General features: G+C 69.3%; 13 protein-coding genes. 7 read left to right on the top strand and 6 right to left on the bottom strand.

The annotated features are described in order from the left end of the window. Positions 1 to 224 precede the first annotated feature (224 nt). Together ACTIGN_RS27480 and glgB are read left to right on the top strand one after the other, a co-directional pair. On the top strand, positions 225 to 2048 hold the full coding sequence (locus tag ACTIGN_RS27480) for a DUF4129 domain-containing protein (protein WP_439629901.1): 1824 nt from the start codon (positions 225 to 227) through the stop codon (positions 2046 to 2048). 151 nt (positions 2049 to 2199) lie between these two features. Then, positions 2200 to 4164, top strand: a complete 1965-nt coding sequence (glgB, locus tag ACTIGN_RS27475) for a 1,4-alpha-glucan branching protein GlgB (RefSeq protein WP_439629899.1) — start codon at positions 2200 to 2202, stop codon at positions 4162 to 4164. Between the two features lie 311 nt (positions 4165 to 4475). On the opposite strand, the gene ACTIGN_RS27470 is transcribed toward glgB, so the two are convergent. From ACTIGN_RS27470 to ilvN, 4 genes are all read right to left on the bottom strand, one after another. After that, positions 4476 to 5096 (bottom strand): hypothetical protein, encoded by a 621-nt coding sequence (locus tag ACTIGN_RS27470; RefSeq protein WP_439629897.1) that lies wholly within the window; start codon positions 5094 to 5096, stop codon positions 4476 to 4478. Between the two features lie 160 nt (positions 5097 to 5256). After that, entirely contained in the window at positions 5257 to 5697 is a 441-nt protein-coding gene (locus ACTIGN_RS27465) for a hypothetical protein (protein ID WP_439629895.1), read from the bottom strand. Continuing rightward, a complete protein-coding gene (locus ACTIGN_RS27460; protein ID WP_439629893.1) occupies positions 5694 to 5999 on the bottom strand; it encodes a hypothetical protein in 306 nt (101 codons plus the stop codon). The genes ACTIGN_RS27465 and ACTIGN_RS27460 overlap by 4 nt, the downstream gene beginning before the upstream one ends. After that, positions 5996 to 6502, bottom strand: a complete 507-nt coding sequence (ilvN, locus tag ACTIGN_RS27455; RefSeq protein ID WP_439629891.1) for an acetolactate synthase small subunit — start codon at positions 6500 to 6502, stop codon at positions 5996 to 5998. The genes ACTIGN_RS27460 and ilvN overlap by 4 nt, the downstream gene beginning before the upstream one ends. Before the next feature lie 324 nt (positions 6503 to 6826). On the opposite strand from ilvN, the gene ACTIGN_RS27450 reads away from it, so the two are divergent. Beyond that, positions 6827 to 7717, top strand: coding sequence for a hypothetical protein (locus ACTIGN_RS27450; RefSeq protein ID WP_439629889.1), 891 nt, complete (start codon positions 6827 to 6829; stop codon positions 7715 to 7717). Positions 7718 to 7851: 134 nt separating this feature from the next. Next, positions 7852 to 10122 carry a glycogen debranching protein GlgX gene (glgX, locus tag ACTIGN_RS27445; protein ID WP_439629887.1) on the top strand — a complete coding sequence of 757 codons (2271 nt, stop codon included), beginning with the start codon at positions 7852 to 7854 and terminating at the stop codon, positions 10120 to 10122. A gap of 169 nt (positions 10123 to 10291) precedes the next feature. On the opposite strand, the gene ACTIGN_RS27440 is transcribed toward glgX, so the two are convergent. Then, positions 10292 to 11440, bottom strand: a complete 1149-nt coding sequence (locus ACTIGN_RS27440) for a Gfo/Idh/MocA family protein (RefSeq protein WP_439629942.1) — start codon at positions 11438 to 11440, stop codon at positions 10292 to 10294. Positions 11441 to 11710: 270 nt separating this feature from the next. Next, positions 11711 to 12457 carry a Uma2 family endonuclease gene (locus ACTIGN_RS27435; RefSeq protein ID WP_439629885.1) on the bottom strand — a complete coding sequence of 249 codons (747 nt, stop codon included), beginning with the start codon at positions 12455 to 12457 and terminating at the stop codon, positions 11711 to 11713. A 283-nt stretch (positions 12458 to 12740) separates the two neighbouring features. On the opposite strand from ACTIGN_RS27435, the gene ACTIGN_RS27430 reads away from it, so the two are divergent. From ACTIGN_RS27430 to ACTIGN_RS27420, 3 genes are all read left to right on the top strand, one after another. Beyond that, positions 12741 to 13610, top strand: a complete 870-nt coding sequence (locus ACTIGN_RS27430; RefSeq protein WP_439629883.1) for a BON domain-containing protein — start codon at positions 12741 to 12743, stop codon at positions 13608 to 13610. A 149-nt stretch (positions 13611 to 13759) separates the two neighbouring features. After that, positions 13760 to 16825, top strand: coding sequence for a PQQ-dependent sugar dehydrogenase (locus ACTIGN_RS27425; RefSeq protein ID WP_439629881.1), 3066 nt, complete (start codon positions 13760 to 13762; stop codon positions 16823 to 16825). Between the two features lie 90 nt (positions 16826 to 16915). Further along, complete coding sequence (locus ACTIGN_RS27420) at positions 16916 to 17416, top strand: hypothetical protein (RefSeq protein WP_439629880.1); 501 nt, start codon at positions 16916 to 16918, stop codon at positions 17414 to 17416. Positions 17417 to 17455 lie beyond the last annotated feature (39 nt).

The raw sequence follows: 17455 nt of genomic DNA, 5'->3' as shown, positions 1-17455 counted from the left end.
GCGTCATTCTGGGGCCGCCGACCGATTCCCCAGAGTTCGCATTGGTTGCGGATCTCACCGGTCCGTTTGCGAAGAGTTGGGGGTCGTTTGCGAAGAGTTGGGGGTCGTTTGCGAAGAGTTGGGGGCGTTCGCGAAGAGTTGGGGGCGTTTGCGAAGACCCCTCCCCCGCCCCGCCGGAACCGACACCGCCCCCGCACTGAACCACCCCGACCGGACCGGAGAGCATGCCCAGCGACCGCGACCCGCCGACCGCCAGCGACCACGTGGTGACCGCACTGAGCCCGGTGCTGGTCATGCTCGTGGTCGGCAGCCTCGTGTTCTTCCTGGTCGAGGTGCTCTACGAGGGGCGGTACTCCGGCAGGCTCCTGTACACGCTGTTCTTCTTCGTGGCCGGCGCGGTCCTCGTCGCCCGCATCAGCATCGAGTCGGACGCCGGCCGCGCGTCGGTGTACGGCCTCGCGCTCGGCGGGGCGGTGTATGTCGCGCTGCTCACCTACGTCGAGTACCCGAGCGGGTGGCTGCGGTCGTACGGCTGGCTGGTCAACCTCGGTCTCATACTCCTGACGTGGTGGAGCGCCCACAAGCTGACGTGGGACTGCACCCACATCGACGAGAAGCAGAAGGGGGCCGGCCGCGGGCTGCTTTCGGCCGCGGGGCTGGAAGCCGGTTCCGGGGCGAGCCCCGGGCGTGAAGCGGCACCACCCGCGAAAGCCAAGAAGAAGAAGCGCACGCCGCACGACTCGCGGGTGTGGGACTGGATCGCCCGGTACCAGAAGCACCGCGAGGCGCGGCGGGCCGCGCCGCACACGCCGGGCGTGTGGGTGGTGTACTTCGCGCTCGCGTCGCTGCCGCTGTTCGCCCTCGGCCAGTCGCTGATCGCGCCCGACGACGCGGCCCGCCGCCGCGCCACGTTCCTCCAGATGGTCGTGTACGTCGGCAGTGCCCTCGGCTTGCTCGTCACCACCAGCTTGCTCGGGTTGCGGCGCTACCTGCGGCAGCGGAAGGCGAAGATCCCGATGGCCCTTTCGGGCGGCTGGCTCGCGCTCGGCGGGGTGCTCATCGCGGCGTTCCTGACCGTCGGCGCGTTCCTCCCGCGGCCGCACTCCGAGGTGCCGTGGTTCGGCATCGAGCGCGCCGGGAAGGCCGACCGCGACGCCTCGAAGTACGCCGTGCGCCGCGACGGGGCCGGCACGGGCGACGGGGCGGACGGCCGCGAGACGAAGGCCGGGGACGGCAAGGCATCGGGGAAGAACGGTCAACCCGGCGGCAACAAGGGCGAGTCCGGCGACGGCAAGGGCGACTCGGGCGGCGGCGGCGACGGCAAGGGCGGGAAGTCGGGCGAGAAGGCGAGCCCCGGGCGTCAGCCCGGGGAGTCCAGCAGAGGCGGCGAGAAGGCGAGCCCCGGGCGGAAGTCCGAGGGTGGCGACACCGGCGACGCGAACGACTCCCGGGATGCGAACGCCGACGCGACCGGCGACACGCCCCCGCCCGCGACACAACTCGCCGCGCTCCGCGAGCAACTCGGCGAGGCGCTCAAGAAGTTCGTGTTCGTGGTCGTCGCGCTGCTCGTGATCGCCGGCGTGATCCTCGGCGTGCTCCGCTACCTCGCGCCATTCACGAACTGGGCCGCTCGACTGCTCGACGCGCTCCGCGACTGGTGGGCCGGGCTGTTCGGGAAGCCGAAGCCGAAGCGGCGAGCGCTCGCGTCCGAGGTCGCCGCGCCCGTGCGGCCGCCGCCGTTCGCGGAGTTCGCCGACCCGTTCGCCGACGGCACCGCCCGCCGCGACCCGGCCGAACTTGTCGCGTACTCGTTCCTCGCCCTCGAGTCGTGGGCGTTCGACCGCGACGCCGCACGCGCCGGGGGCGAGACGCCGCTGGAGTTCGTCAACCGGCTCGCGGAAGCGTTCCCCGACTTGTGGGAGGCGCTCACGCCGTTCGGGGAGGTGTACCTGCGGGTGAGCTACTCGCGGGGGGAGGTGCCCCGCGAGACGCTCGGCGTGCTCCGGGCGCTGTGGAGCGGCCTGGCGCACGCCGCCGCGGCCGCCTGACCCCCGCACCCGCGGTCGCGCCCCCTCGCGGCGCAACGGGTTCGTCCGCGGGCACCTCCGAACGCGGGCCGTGACTGGCGGGCCGGACACGTTTCCGATACTTCAACTCTACATAGTGGTCCCGTCGCCCCCACGGTCCCCGAGTTCCCACATGAGCCAACCCGAAGCCCCGGCCAAGTTCCTCCCGTTCGGCGTGGAGGCGGCTCCCTCCGCCACGGTCGAGCCCGACAAGCCGTGGTTCGGCCCGCAGGACCTGTACCTGTTCAACGAGGGGAGCCACCTCCGGCTGTACGACAAGTTCGGGGCGCACCCGACCACCAGCGGCGGGGTCTCGGGCTACCACTTCGCGGTGTGGGCACCGAACGCGGACTACGTCGCGGTCATCGGCGACTTCAACGGGTGGGACAAGGGCAAGAACCCGCTCCGGGCGGTCGGCACCAGCGGCGTGTGGGCCGGGTTCATCCCCGGGGCCAAGGCCGGGCTGTGCTACAAGTACCACGTCGCCGCCCCCGGCGGGTTCACCGCCGAGAAGACCGACCCGTTCGCGTTCACCTGCGAGATCCCGCCTAAGGCCGCCGCGGTCACGTGGGACATGAGCTACACGTGGAACGACGGCGAGTGGATGAAGACCCGCAAGGAGAAGTCCACCCACGACAAGCCGATCAGCATCTACGAGGTCCACCTCGGGTCGTGGATGCGGCAGGCCGACCCGCCGTACCACTCGCTGAACTACCGCGAGGTCGGCCCGAAGCTCGCCGCGTACTGCAAAGACATGGGGTTCACCCACGTCGAGTTGCTGCCGATCACCGAGCACCCGTTCTTCGCCTCGTGGGGCTACCAGACGACCGGGTACTTCGCGGCGACGAGCCGGTACGGCACGCCCCAGGACCTGATGTACCTCGTGGACGTGCTGCACCAGGCCGGGGTCGGTGTGATCCTCGACTGGGTGCCCAGCCACTTCGCCACCGACGCCTGGGCGCTGTCGAACTTCGACGGCACCCACCTGTTCGAGCACTCGGACAGCCGCCAGGGGTTCCACCCGGACTGGGGCAGCTTCGTCTTCAACTACAGCCGGCACGAGGTCCGCAGCTTCCTGCTGTCGAGCGCGCTGTTCTGGCTCGAGAAGTACCACATCGACGGCATCCGCGTCGACGCGGTCGCGTCCATGCTGTACCTGGACTACTCCCGCAAGGACGGCGAGTGGGTGCCGAACCAGTACGGCGGCAAGGAGAACATCGACGCGATCTCGTTCCTGCGGCGGTTCAACGAGGAGGTGTACCGGCACTTCCCTGACGTGCAGACCTACGCCGAGGAGTCCACCGCGTGGGCGATGGTGTCCCGGCCCACGTACGTCGGCGGGCTCGGGTTCGGGTACAAGTGGGACATGGGGTGGATGCACGACACCCTGCGGTACTGCCAGTACGACCCGGTCCACCGCAAGTACCACCAGAACGACCTCACGTTCCGGATGCTGTACGCCTACAACGAGAACTTCGTGCTCCCGCTGTCGCACGACGAGGTCGTCCACGGCAAGGGGCCGCTGTGGGACAAGATGGCCGGGGACGAGTGGCAGAAGTTCGCCGGCCTGCGGATGCTGTTCGCGTACCAGTGGGCGATGACCGGCAAGAAACTGCTGTTCATGGGGTGCGAGATCGCGCAGCGCCAGGAGTGGCGGCACGACTCCAGCCTGGACTGGCACCTGCTCAAGCACGGCCCGCACAAGGGGGTGCAGTCGCTGGTCCGCGACCTGAACAAGTTCTACGCGAGCGAGCCGGCGATGCACCAGCTCGACAACCAGCCCGGCGGCATGGAGTGGGTGGACTGCCTCGACGCAGCCAACAGCGTGCTCAGCTTCATGCGCAAGGGCAAGGGCGAGGACGTGGTGCTGGTGGTGTTCAACATGACCCCGGTGCCGCGGCCCGGGTACCGCGTCGGCGTCCCCGGCCCGGGGTTCTGGACCGAGGTGCTGAACACCGACGCCGCGACCTACGGCGGGAGCAACGTCGGCAACGGCGGCGGCGCCTACGCCGAGTTCGTGCCGTTCCACAACCAGAAGTACTCGGTCCTGCTCAACCTGCCGCCGCTCGGCGCGGTGTTCTTCCGCGGCCGGGTGTGACCGGGTGTTACGAGACCCGCCTGGCGATGGTCAAGCGGTTCTCATTGATTCCGGGCGAGAGGCACACCCCTCGTCCGGAACCATTATGAAGTCCGGAATCAACCACACAAGGCCGTAAGAAACTATATCAGATTGTTGGATGCTCTCGCCGAACAACGGGTTGTGGCGATTTGATGTGCCAGCAGAGGGCATCCGTGATGGCGGAGAAACTCACCAAGTCCCAATTCCAGTTCGAACACCGCGCGACGCTCGGCACCGACGGGGCAACTCTTCTCTCCTACCACCCGGACGATTGTTCCGACCGCACTCGCTCACCGGCCCCTGACCAGCCACCGGGCGAACCCGAGGAGGGCGCCGGCGGCCCCGCCGACGAACACCCCCGGGAGGACGAACAGGATCGGCATGACGAAGAGCGCGACGTCGTCGTTGGTGCCGAGGCCGAAGATGAACCCCGCGCCCGCACCCATAAGTGCTCCGAAGAGCATCCCGCGGCCCAGGTACCGGCTGAAGTACGCCGGGTTCGGGTCGCGGGCGTTGCACCCCGGGCACCGCTTCGTGTTGGGTTCGACCGGCGCGTGCCCGCACCGCCGGCATGCGCCGGCGTCGGGCTTCGGCGGGCCGGCCGCCGAGCGGGCCAGGCCGCTCAGGAACTGGATGCCGCCGAAGACGATCGCGCCCCACGCCAGGAGGTACGTGCCTTCCCCGCGGGCGGCCGCGGCGAGGTACGTCGCCCCGGTGACGACGAGGCCGCCGACCATCCAGAGCGCGCCGTGAACGACGTCCTTGTCGGCCTGAGCCTTGGCGGCCCGCTCTTCGGGCAACGGGCCGCGGGGGGCGACCGCGAGCGGGGCGGCGCACTTCGGGCACGCCGCCGCCCCGGCGGCCGAGAGCCCCAGGTACGCCTTGCACGCCGGGCAGACGATGCTACTCAAGCCGCGACCCCTTCGGGCGAAACCGCAGTGCTGGTTGCGCGGCGTGCGCCGCACGGTGGGAGTCGAGTTTATAGGACGCTGCGGGCGCGAGCGAAGGGTAGTCGGTTGGTTTTGACGACGTTACAGTCGTGAAAATGTGATCCGGATCTGCTGCTCGTCCTCAAGGCGACCGTTCGGCCCGTGCCTGGAAAATGCTCGCCTCGAAGCGGTAAACGTCCGGATCGACCGCGATCGGCCCGCTTTCGCCCAGGCGGCGGCGATAGTGCTCCCCGAATCGGCGGATCAAATCGACCCATTCACCGAGCCGCGGCGGACGCACGCGGCCGTCCGGCTCGCGGTGCCCGTGAAACACCAGACTACTAAGGTCGTCAATGGGGTAGGAGAGGTCGAGCGGCATGAACCGCCCCCCGCCGATCTGATCCTCGATCGTGCCGAGAATTACGGACATCCGCAGGCAGATCGTGCGGAGGTCTGAAGAACGGAGCCGCGCCAGGTCCAGACCGGGCAGCACGACTGCCCCGTCGCACGCGAGCGGCCGCGCGAGCCACTGCACCGCCGCGACTTCTTCGGCGCTCAATTCGCGGGGCGCGAGCGGGCTCACACCTTCACGACCCGGGTGTGTTCGTCGAGCGTGATGCTGCTCAGCTCGCCGTTGGGCTTGGTGAAGCGGACGACGGGCACGACGAGGTCGTCCTCCTTGACCCGCTCGGTGGTGACGCCGGTCTCCAGGTACGCGATGCCGCGGAACTCGCCCTCGGCGGTCGCGTCCCACTTCTTCGCGCCGACCCGCACCTGCTGCGTGACGCGGATCTTGTCGCCGGGCCTGAGCCCGCGGATGACGTCGACCTGCGCCGGGTCGAGCCGGCGCGTCGGGAGCACGATCTTCGTCGGGTCGGCGCTCACGTTCCCTCCTCCGCAACGCTCGTCTTCGCCTCGCCGCGGACCATCGCGATCCGCCCGGTGCGGGCCAGTTCGAGGATGCCGTAGGGGCGCATCAGCTCGATGAACGCCTCGACCTTCCCCTCGGTGCCGCTGATCTCGATCATCACGTTCTTGTGCTGGATGTCGACGACGCGGCCGCGGAAGCTCTCGGTGAGCTGGAAGATCTCGGGCCGCTGCGACCCGGTCGCGGTGACCTTGATGAGCATCAGGTCGCGCTCGACGAAGTTCTCCGAGCTGATGTCGTCGACGCGGACCACGGTGACGATCTTGTCGAGTTGCTTGCGGACCTGGTCGAGGACGTTGTCGTCGCCGTGTACCACGAAGGTCATCCGGGAGAGGTCGTGGTGCTCGGTCTCGCCGACGGCGAGGCTGTCGATGTTGAACCCGCGGCTCGCGAGCATGTTCGAGACGTGCGCGAGGACGCCCGGGCGGTTCTGCACCAGAGCGGAGAGCAAGTGCCGCATCGGAACGGTGACCCACAGTGAGAGAACGGGACCGCCGTTAGCATAGAGCCCCCCGGGGGTAACGGCGAGCGCCGTTCGGGTGCCGGATGAACCCTGCCGCGGCGGTCGGGTGCACGACACACCTGCCGCGGAGGCCCGAATGATGTTCGCGACCCAACCCCGCCCGCTCGCGCGGTTCGCCGAATACCCCTCGCCCGGGTCCGGGGTTGGACGTGCTGGTGGCCCACGCTCCGGAGCGGTGTAGGTTCCGCAACCCGCTCACGTTTCTCCGCTTGCGGTGTTGTCTCCCGTGCGGTCTCGCTGTGACCAACCGGAGGCGACGTCATGTTTACCGTTGTTTCGCTCCTCACGTTCCTCGCCCCTGAACTCGACCTCGGTGCCCTCCAGAAACCGGCCGCACTGCCGGACCGCTGGCAACTGAAGTTGCTCCCGGACAAACTCCCCGAGTTGCCGGCCCCACTCGAGGGCGAGTGGCACGACCGGACGTTCGTCTTCGGCGGCTTTGGCTGCGGGATGCGGCCGAGCGGGCTCGGGGACACGCGGATCTGGTTCCGCCCGGGGTTCGGTGCCAACCTGCCCGGCCACGCGACGGTCGAGCGCTGGGAGCCGCTGTTCCATGGCCACCATGTGACGAAGTACCAAGCCCGTACCGCCGTACACGGCCCGCTCATCGAGTTCGCGGGCGAACTGTACACGGCACGGGTGACGACACGCAAAGAACCCGGTGGGGCGAGGCGTGAGTTGTTGCTGGGGAGCACCCTGGAGCTTCCGGGACTGGTGTGGTACCGGGCCGGTACGTCCAACGGCGGTAACTGCGTTGAAGAGTGGCGGGCCGAGTTTCGTGAAGACCCTCGCACCAACGATGAGGGCGTGGTGACGATTCGCACTCACTGGCGGTTCTGGAGTGACGTCGAGGGCATGCCACTGGTTGTGAAGGCAGCGTACAAGAAACCGTTCGTCTCCTGGTTCACGAACTCACCGAGACCGGCAGACACGCGCCTCCTGCAACTCGCCCTGACTCCGATCGGGAAGTGGCGGGTGGAGGATCTTCCTCGGCTGACCCTGGAAGGCCGTGAACTTCGCTTCGACTTCGACCACCGCGAGAGAAGGGACCAGTTGGTCCAACTCCGGTTGATTGCCGGTCCTCCCCCGACATCCCCGCTGGACGTCGAGCGAGATCCCCTTTCACTCGTGCAGCCGCCCAAGAAGCGATAGCAAGGGTCGGGTGGGGCCGCGCTATTGTGACGTGGGAGCTCACCCCGCCCACCGTAGTGCGCCGCTCCCCTGCTCCCGCGGGCGGGGGTCCGTATCCTGACCGGAGCCTTGCCCAGGTTCCCGGGACGCCCCAGATGCACACGTTTGCCACCGGCCGCGGCCGCCCCCTGCCCCTCGGGGTGACCGCCGGACCCGACGGCCACAACTTCGCCCTCCTGTGCCGGCACGGCACCAAGGTCACCCTGGTCATCCTCCCCGAGGACGGCGGCAACAAGCCCCTCGCCGAGGTCCCCCTCGACCCGAAGAAGCACCGCACCGGCGACCACTGGCACGTCCGCGTCGCCGGGCTGCCCGAGACGTTCTGCTACGGGTGGCGGGTCGACGGCCCCCGCGGCCCCCGGAACCGGTTCGACCCGACCCGCCTGCTCCTCGACCCGTCGGCCACGGCGCTGTCCGGCGGCGCGGTCTGGGCCGGCACCTGCGAGACCGACCCGCAGCGGACCAGCCGCCGGAGCCTGTACCACCGCGGCGCGCGGTTCGACTGGGAGGACGACGAGCCGCCGCTCACCCCCCTCGAAGACAGCGTCATCTACGAGGTCCACGTCCGCGGGTTCACGTGCCACCCGTCGAGCGGGGTCGCGCACCCGGGCACGTTCGCCGGGCTGATCGAGAAGATCCCCTACCTGAAGTGGCTCGGGGTCACCGCCGTCGAGCTGATGCCGGTGTTCGAGTTCGACGAGTGCGACTGCCCGTTCGTCAACCCGGACACGGGCGAGAAGCTGGTGAACTTCTGGGGGTACAACACGATCGCGTTCGCGGCGGTGAAGTCCGGGTTCGCGGCGGCCGGCACGCGGCACGACCAGAACCACGAGTTCCGCGACATGGTCAAGGCGCTGCACGCGGCCGGGATCGAGGTGATCCTCGACGTGGTGTTCAACCACACCGGCGAGGGCGACGACCGGGGCCGCACGTTCTCGTTCCGCGGGCTCGACAACGAGCTGTACTACCTGCTCGACGGGGCCGGGAAGTACACCAACTACACCGGGTGCGGGAACACGGTGAACTGCAACCACCCGGTGGTCCGCGACCTCATCATGACGTGCCTGCGGTACTGGGTCGGGGACATGCACGTGGACGGGTTCCGGTTCGACCTCGCGAGCATCCTCGGGCGGGACCGCAAGGGGAACGTGATGGTCGAGCCCCCGGTGATCGAGAGCATCACCGAGGACGGGGTCCTGGCCGACACGAAGCTGATCGCCGAGCCGTGGGACGCGGCCGGGCTGTACCAGGTCGGCGGGTTCCCGTTCGGCCGCCGGTGGAGCGAGTGGAACGGGAAGTACCGGGACGACGTGCGGCGGTTCTGGAAGGGGGACAACGGCCTGGTCGGGGCGCTCGCGTCGCGGATCGGCGGCAGCTCGGACCTGTACCAGTACAGCGGCCGGCTCCCGCGGCACTCGGTGAACTTCGTCACGTGCCACGACGGGTTCACCCTCCACGACCTCGTGAGCTACAACGAGAAGCACAACCACGCCAACGGCGAGCACAACAACGACGGGTCGAACGACAACCACTCGTGGAACTGCGGGGCCGAGGGGCCGACGAAGGACGCCGCGGTGCTGGCCCTGCGGCACCGGCAGGCCAAGAACCAGATGGCGACCCTGATGCTGAGCCAGGGGGTGCCGATGCTCCTGGCCGGGGACGAGTTCCTGCGGACCCAGAAGGGGAACAACAACGCCTGGTGCCAGGACAGTGAGATCTCGTGGGTCGACTGGACGCTGGCGGAGGAGAACGAGGGGTTCCTGCGGTTCGTCCGAGAGGTGATCTGGCTCCGCCGCCGGCACCCGGTGCTCCGCCGCCGCCGGTTCTTCGCGGGCGAGTTCAAGCCCGCCGAGGTGGTCCCCGTGGGCCGGCCGGTCCACGAGGCGGGGGCCGCGGTCGGGCCGTTCCCGGCGACCGGCCCGGTGCGGCCGGCCGAGGCCGGGCTCCCGCAGGACCCGGCCTCGCGGACCCCGGTGGGCCCGGTCCCGACCGGGTCGAACGTGCCGCCCCCACCGGGGCTGGCCGACATCCACTGGCACGGGGTCGAGCCGTTCCGCCCGGACTTCAACAACGGGTCGCGGTCGCTGGCGTTCAGCCTCGACGGGCGGTTCACGAGCCGGGAGCACGACCCGGACTACAGCATCGACGCCGACTTCTACGTGGCGATGAACGCCTGGAGCGAGCCGCTGGAGTTCCGCGTCCCGCCGGCCCCGACGCGGCGGCCGTGGCGGCGGCTCATCGACACGAGCCTCCCGAGCCCCGACGACATCGTCGCCGAGGGCGAGGGGCCGGTGGTCGCGGCGGGCGACGTCTACACTGTCGCGCCGTTCTCGACGCTGGTGCTCATCACCGCCGTGGCGAAGTGAAGGGGGCACGCCGGGGGCAGGCCGGTCGAAATCGTTGGCCTCACGCGGGCCGCCACAGAGGGCGGCCCCTACCGGAGAGTTGGTCTTCGGTTTGTAGGGGCCGCCCTCCGTGGCGGCCCGCCAACCACCTTCGCCACATCCCAGTGGAATTCTGACCGGGAACGGGCTGTTACTTCCGCAGCTTCGGGTGCTTGAACGGGAGCCAGTGGCCGTTGTCCTTGCTGCTGGCGACGCACTGCGTGATGAACAACATCCCCTCGACGCCGTCGTAGATGTTCGGGTACACGGTGTTGACCGTCTCGAACTTCTCACCCGCGGCCCGCTTCGCCATCGCGTCGAAGGCAGCAGTGTAGACGTTCGCGAACGCCTCGAGGTAGCCCTCGGGGTGCCCCGCCGGGATGCGAGTGGCCGCACCGGCCGCGCCGCCGAGCCCGCCGCCGCCCCGGGTGTAGATGCGGTGCGGCTCGCCGTTCTTCCGCACGATCATCTGGTTCGGGTTCTCCTGGTGCCACTCCAGCGACGCCTTGGTGCCGTCCACTTCGATGATGACGTCGTTCTCGCGCCCGTGGGTGATCTGGCTCGCGGTCACGGTGCCGAGCGCGCCGTTCTCGAACCGGATGAGGGCGGTGCCGTAGTCGTCGAGAGCGCGGCCCGGCTCGAACGTGGCGAGCACGCACGAGATGTCCTTCGGGAGCAGCCCGGTGATGTACCGGCCCAGGTTGTAGGCGTGTGTGCCGATGTCGCCGAAGCACCCGGCGATGCCCGACTGCTTCGGGTCGGTCCGCCACTTGGCCTGCTTCTGGTCGCTGCTCTCGAGCCGGGTCCGGAGCCACCCCTGGATGTACCGGGCGCGGATCGCGTTGATCTCGCCGAGTTCGCCGTTGAGCACCATCTCGCGGGCCTGGCGGACGAGCGGGTGCCCGGTGTAGTTGTGCGACACGGCGAACACGACCCCCGACTTCTCGACGACCTTGAGCAGCTCCTCGGCCTGGGCGAGGTCGAACGTCATCGGCTTGTCGCAGATCACGTTGTACCCGGCCTCGACGAACGTCTTGGCGATCTCGAAGTGGGTGTGGTTCGGGGTGGCGACGCTGACGAAGTCGACGCCGTCGGGCCGCTTCTTCTCGGCCTCGGCCATCTCCTTGTACGAGGAGTACGCGCGGTCGGCGGGGATGTCGTAGTCCGGGGCGCTGGCCTTGGCCTTGGCGGGGTCGCTCGACAGCGCCCCGGCGACGAGCGCCGCCCGGTTGTCCATGACCGCCGCCGTGGCGTGGACCCGGCCGATGAACGCGCCCTGGCCGCCGCCGATGAGGCCCATGCGGAGCTTGCGGTTGAGTGATCCGTTGGTCGGCACTGGTGAACTCCCTGCGGGAAAGGAACGGGAAGCGTGCCGAGATTGTAAGGCGAAGGGAGATGAGAGGCGAGCAGGCGCAGATTTGGAGCCGCGGATGCGGCGGCGGAAGGTAGCCAGGGGTGCGGTGCCGGCTCTGCGGCACAAACCCCTGGTCCGCGGCCCATGCTCCCGGACCAGGGGTTTGCTCGCTTCGCTCGCCACACCCCTGGCTACCTTCCGCCGTCCCTCCGGGACTCATGACGGCGAACCCTTCGCCTTCGCCAGTTCCTCGCGGAGTTTGGCGATCTCTGCCTCGGCCGCGAGCCGGGCCTGCCGCTCGGTATCCCGTTCGAGTTTCACGGCCGCGAGTTGGTCGCGGGTCGCGGAGAGTTGATGGACCAGGTCGGCGGGGAGCGCGACCAACTCGCGCCGGAACCAGAACCGCACCCACCCCCCGAGCAGCCCGGCTTCCAGTTCGAGTTCCGGGACCGGATGGCGGCCGTCCGGATTGGGCGGCACGGCCGAGTACCCCTTCTCGCTGAGCCGGAACAGCGTCATCTCTTCGTTGTCGGGGTAGAAGAGAAGGTAGTAGGGAACTTTCAGATCCTCTTCGTACTTCTCGAAGTTCTCATCGTAGTCCTTGCGTTCGCTCTGTTTGGAAACGTACTCCAGGACCAGTACGGGACTCGCGGGCTGCGTGTGCAGGTTGTAGCTCGTCAGCGATTCGATCGCTTCCGAATGGACCACGACGAAGTTGTCCGGGACCACCTGTCCGAGGCGCTTCCGCTTTCCCCGGGGGTACTGGACGAGGAGTTCGTTGAAGCACTGAACGTCGGGACGCATTGCGCGGATGACGTCGAAGCTCTCGAGGGTGATCTTTCGCTGCGTCGCCTGGGGCATCGCTTCCATGATGTGCTCCGGGCGCAAGGACCGCAGGTATCGGTCGGCCTCGGCGTCGAGGTACTCCTCGAGTTGCGGGTCGATCGGGCGGCTCGGCTCCATCGTGCGGCCTCTCGGGTCGGGTGGTTGGCGGCCCGCATTCTACCCGCCGGCACGCCGCCGGCGGAAGCCCGGCGCGGCACAGCTTACCCAGGCAGAACCCCTTCGCGGACCGGACGCCGTTCCCCCTGCGCCGCGCACGGAACAGTCGGGGCAGGGGCTTTTGTAATTTTGACTCAAGCTCGGTACCGCCACTGCGTTTCCTGACTGAGAATACAGTGTCGGAACTGGGACCGGGCGAGTCGTACCGATCCTTCGGCCGCCCCCCGAGACCGCGAGGTCGAACATGAGCCAGCACCCCATGGACGCGCCGCAGACCCGCCGCACACGGTTTCCGTTTGCGGTCCCCCTTGCCCTCGCGGCGGCCGCCGGCGTCGGCCTCGCCGTCCGGTTCGCCCCGGCCGCGGCCGGGGTGTTCGCCGGCCCCGAGCCGCTGCCGGTCCCGGCGTCGGCCCCCGCGGGCGCGGCCGACGCCCCCCGCCTCGCCGAGGTGGCACTCGCCCGCACCGCCCTCGCGGCCATCGATGCCGACCGCGACCTGAAGGGCGTGAACGTCGTCGTCAGCATCGTGAACCGGGTCGCGGTGGTGGGCGGGGCGGTCAGCGGGCCGCGGCAGGCGAAGCGGGTCGAGGACGTGCTCCGCTCGGTGCCCGGGATCGCCGACGTGCGGAACAACTGCTTCGTGTCGGCCGGCCCCGACCCGCTCCACGGGCCGCTCGCCGACAAGCTCGTGTCGCAGCTCCCGCAGCGGCCCACGCTGTTCGACCTCCCGGGGGTGCTGACCGGCACCGTCGCCCCGACCGTGCCGAACACGCTGATGGCGGCGGCCGACCCGGCGAACCCGGTGGTGGTCCGCAAGCCGTCGATGGAGGCGAACGTGCTGGGCGAGCCGGTCCGCCCGGCGGCCGGCCCGTCGGCCCCGCCCGCCCCGGCCCCGGGGACGCTCACGGCGAACCGCGGCGACCTGGGCGCGCTCATCGACGGCGTGCGGAGGACCGAGGCCCGGTTCGCCGGCCTGCGGGTCGAGGTCCGCGACGGGGTGCTGGTGATCGTGGGGGCCGCCCCGCACGCGGCCGACGCCTGGGACTTCGCCGAGAAGCTCCAGAAGGTGCCCGGGGTGACGCGGGTGGCGGTGGGGGCCGTCGCCGGGAAGTGACGCGGTGCCGACAACACGACGACCACGCGGAACCCGGCGGCAGCGCCGGGTTCTTGCGTTTGACGATCTTCGCGCAGCCGGTTCCCTCCGGGCCGCCGAACCGTTACGATGCGGTAATCCCGCCTGGTTCATCCCCTCCGGAATCCTCCATGCGTCGTTCGTACCTCCTCGCCCCCCTCGCCGGCGCGCTCGTCGCCGCGGTCGTCCTCGCACCCGGTGGGGCGCACCCCCGGCTCGCAGCGGCCGCCGAGTACCCGGTCCCCGAGCCGCTCAAGCAGAAGCCGCCGAGCGCGTTCGAGTGCCGGTTCACGGACACCCCCGTCACGATCGACGGCATCGACAACGAGGCCGCGTGGACGCGGGCCGAGGCGATCGACGCCTTCCACCTCCCGTGGCTCGGCGACAAGGCCCGCACAGCCCGCACGAGGACCGTCGCGAAGTTGCTCTGGGACCGCGAGTACCTGTACTTCTTCGCCGACATGGAGGACGGCGACCTGTTCGCCGACGTCAAGGACCACGACGGCGACCTGTGGAAGAACGACGTGTTCGAGCTGTTCCTCCGGCCCGACGCCGACAGGACCGGGTACTACGAGTTCCAGGTCAGCGCCGCCGGCACCAAGTTCGACGCCTTCTACCCGAAGTACCACCTCGACACCATCGGCCCGGACAGCAAGAAGGGCACGTTCCACATCGACGCCAAGGTCAAGCTCCGCGGCACGCTGAACGCGCGCGACGACGCCGACGAGGGCTGGAGCGTCGAGGGCCGCATCCCGTGGACCGACTTCTCCCGCACCGGCGGCCGGCCGGCCGTGGGTGAGGCGTGGAAACTCAACGCGTGCCGGTTCGACTACCACAAGGGCTGGAAGGAGGAGGAGTATTCCTGCGTCGCGCCGATCGCGAAGCGGAAGATCCCGCCGTTCTTCCACCAGACCGAGGACTACGCGACCGTCACGTTCGCCGGGGCCGACCCGAAGAGCTACGGGATCGACAGGCGCGAGCCGCTCACGACCAGCACCGTCGTAGGGTTCCCGGACCCGCCCCCGCCGTTCAAGGCCGAGCGCGTGATGGCCGACTACCGGCCCGAGTTCCCGATCCAGGTCGCACGCATCCCCGGCACCACCGAGGCGCTGCTCATCACGCAGCCGCGGAGCTACGGCCCCACGGCCGTCTCGCTGTTCCCGCTGAAGCCCGGTGCGAAGGACGCCGACGCGGTCAAGCTGTTCGACACGCCGGGCGAGGGGACCGCCTACGATGTCGCGTTCCACCCGAAGTTCGCCGAGAACGGATACGTCTACTTCGGCTGGAACGGCAAGCCCGAGGACGCGAAAGAAGCCAAGGAAGAGAAGGACAAGCCGAAGAAGAGCAAACGCTGCTTCGTCACCCGGTACACGATGACCACGAAGCCGCCGTTCACGATCGACACCAAGACCGCGAAGACGATCATCGACTGGGAGTCGGACGGGCACAACGGGTGCGCGATCTGCTTCGACACCGACGGGTTCCTGTACGTCACCAGCGGCGACGGCACGTCGGACTCCGACACGAACGTGACCGGCCAGCGCACCGACCTGCTCCTCGCGAAGATCCTCCGCATCGACGTGGACCACCCGGCCGACGGCAAGGCGTACGGCGTCCCGAAAGACAACCCGTACGTCGGCGACAAGCGGTTCGTGCCCGAGACGTGGGCGTACGGCACCCGCAACCCGTGGCGGATCACGTTCGACGCGAAGACCAAGCAGCTCTGGCTCGGCCAGAACGGGCAGGACCTGTGGGAGTACGCCCACCTCGTCCAGAAGGGCGACAACTACGGCTGGAGCGTGACCGAGGGCAGTCACCCGTTCTACCCCGAGCGGAAGCTCGGGCCGACGCCGGTGGTGAACCCGACGGTCGAGCACCACCACTCCGAGGCGCGGTCGCTCACTGGTGGGGTTGTGTACCACGGTAGCAAGCTCCCGGACCTCCAGGGCGCGTACATCTACGGCGACTACAGCACCGGGCACATCTGGGCCGTGAAGCACGACGGCAAGGCGATCCAGTGGCACAAGAAGGTCGCGATCACCACGCTGAAGATCACCGCGTTCGCGCTCGACGCCGACGGCGAACTGGTGATCTGCCACCACAGCGGCAAGGGCGACGGCGGGTTCTTCACGCTCGCCCCCAACACCGACAAGGCGGACACGAACTTCCCCAAGAAGCTCTCCGAGAGCGGGCTGTTCGACTCGGTGAAGGGGCACCAGGTGAAGCCGGGCGTGGTCCCGTACTCGGTGAACGCCTCGTTCTGGTCCGACGGGATGCACAAGGAGCGGTTCGTCGCGCTGCCACCGGGCGGTGGGATCGGCCTCACCGGGAACCGCGGCTGGAACTTCCCGGACAAGACCGTCCTCGTCAAGAGCTTCGCGCTCGACACCACCGAGGGCGACGCGGGCACCCGCACGTGGATCGAGACGCGGTTCATGACGAAGCAGGCCGGCGAGTGGTACGGGTACAGCTACCTGTGGAACGACGAGGGCACCGACGCCACGCTCATCGACGCCAAGGGGCTCGACAGGGAGTTCACGGTGAAGACCCCCGCGGGCGAGCGGAAGCAGGTGTGGCACTACCCGAGCCGGGCCGAGTGCATGGTGTGCCACAGCCGCGCGCAGAACTACGTCCTCGGGCTGTGCGAGCTGCAGATGAACAAGACGCACACCTACCCGAGCGGCCGCACCGACAACCAGATCCGCGAGTTCGAGCACCTCGGCATGTTCAAGACCGACTGGTACGCCGACGTGAAGGGCCGCGTCCCGGCGGACGCGCAACCGCTGCCCGACCAGCGCGCCCCGAAGCCGACGACGCTCCTGACCCGCGCGCCCACCGGCATGAAGGCGCTCGTCGACCCGTTCGACAAGTCGCAGGCGCTGGAGGCCCGCGCGAAGTCGTGGCTGCACGCGAACTGCTCGTCGTGCCACGTCGAGGCCGGCGGCGGCAACGCGCTCATGGAACTGGAGTTCAACACGGCGCTCGACAAGATGCGGGTGACCGACGTGAAGCCGGTCCACACCACCTTCGACATCAAGGACGCGAAGCTGCTGGTGCCGGGCGCGCCCGAGCGGAGCGTGCTGGTCCACCGGGCCGGGCTCCGCGGCCCGGGGCAGATGCCGCCGATGTCGTCGAACCGCGTGGACGAGGCCGGCGCGGCGCTGCTCCGCGAGTGGGTCACGTCGATGGCGAAGTGAGTCCGCCGGCCGCCCCCTTGCGGGGCGGCCGCTCGTGCGTCAGTATGAAGGTGGCCCCGCTCCCCGCCGGTCGCCCCGAGACCCCCCACCATGACCCGCCACCTCGTCCGGAACATTGTCACGCTCGGGCTCCTCGCGTTCGCCGCCGCGCCGGCCCTCGCCGCCGAGCGCCCGAACCCGCAGGCCGAGGACAAGGCCCGCACCCTGGTCGAGCGGAACCAGCGGGTGATCGCCGCGTTCGCGCACCCGACCGCCTCGTACCGCGACCTGGCGCACGTCGACACCGAGAAGCTCCCCGGCGGGTTCCGGGTGACGTACCAGTTGAACTACAAGGCGTTCCGCGGGTGCGGGTGCTCGTTCTACTCGCGGCTCGCGTTCGAGTTCGACGACGCAGGGGTGTTCCGCACCGTCGAGACGGCCGGCCGCAACTGCACCGTGGCCCCGTTCACCGCCAGCGACGCGGCCATCGGCGTCGTCCGGGCCGTCGTGCGGAACGAGCCCGACCTGCGCGACAACTACCAGATCCTGCGGATGTTCGAGACGTACGACGCCCGCGACATGATGAAGTTCGTGATGGCCCTCTCGCGGTGACTCCAGGAGGTTCTGGCGAGCCGGGAGCGTGAGCGACCG

It is taken from the genome of Gemmata sp. (assembly GCF_051859125.1).
Lineage (GTDB): Bacteria > Planctomycetota > Planctomycetia > Gemmatales > Gemmataceae > Gemmata.
Note: the sequence above shows the minus strand (reverse complement) of the source record. Positions and strands in the feature narration are given on the sequence as shown.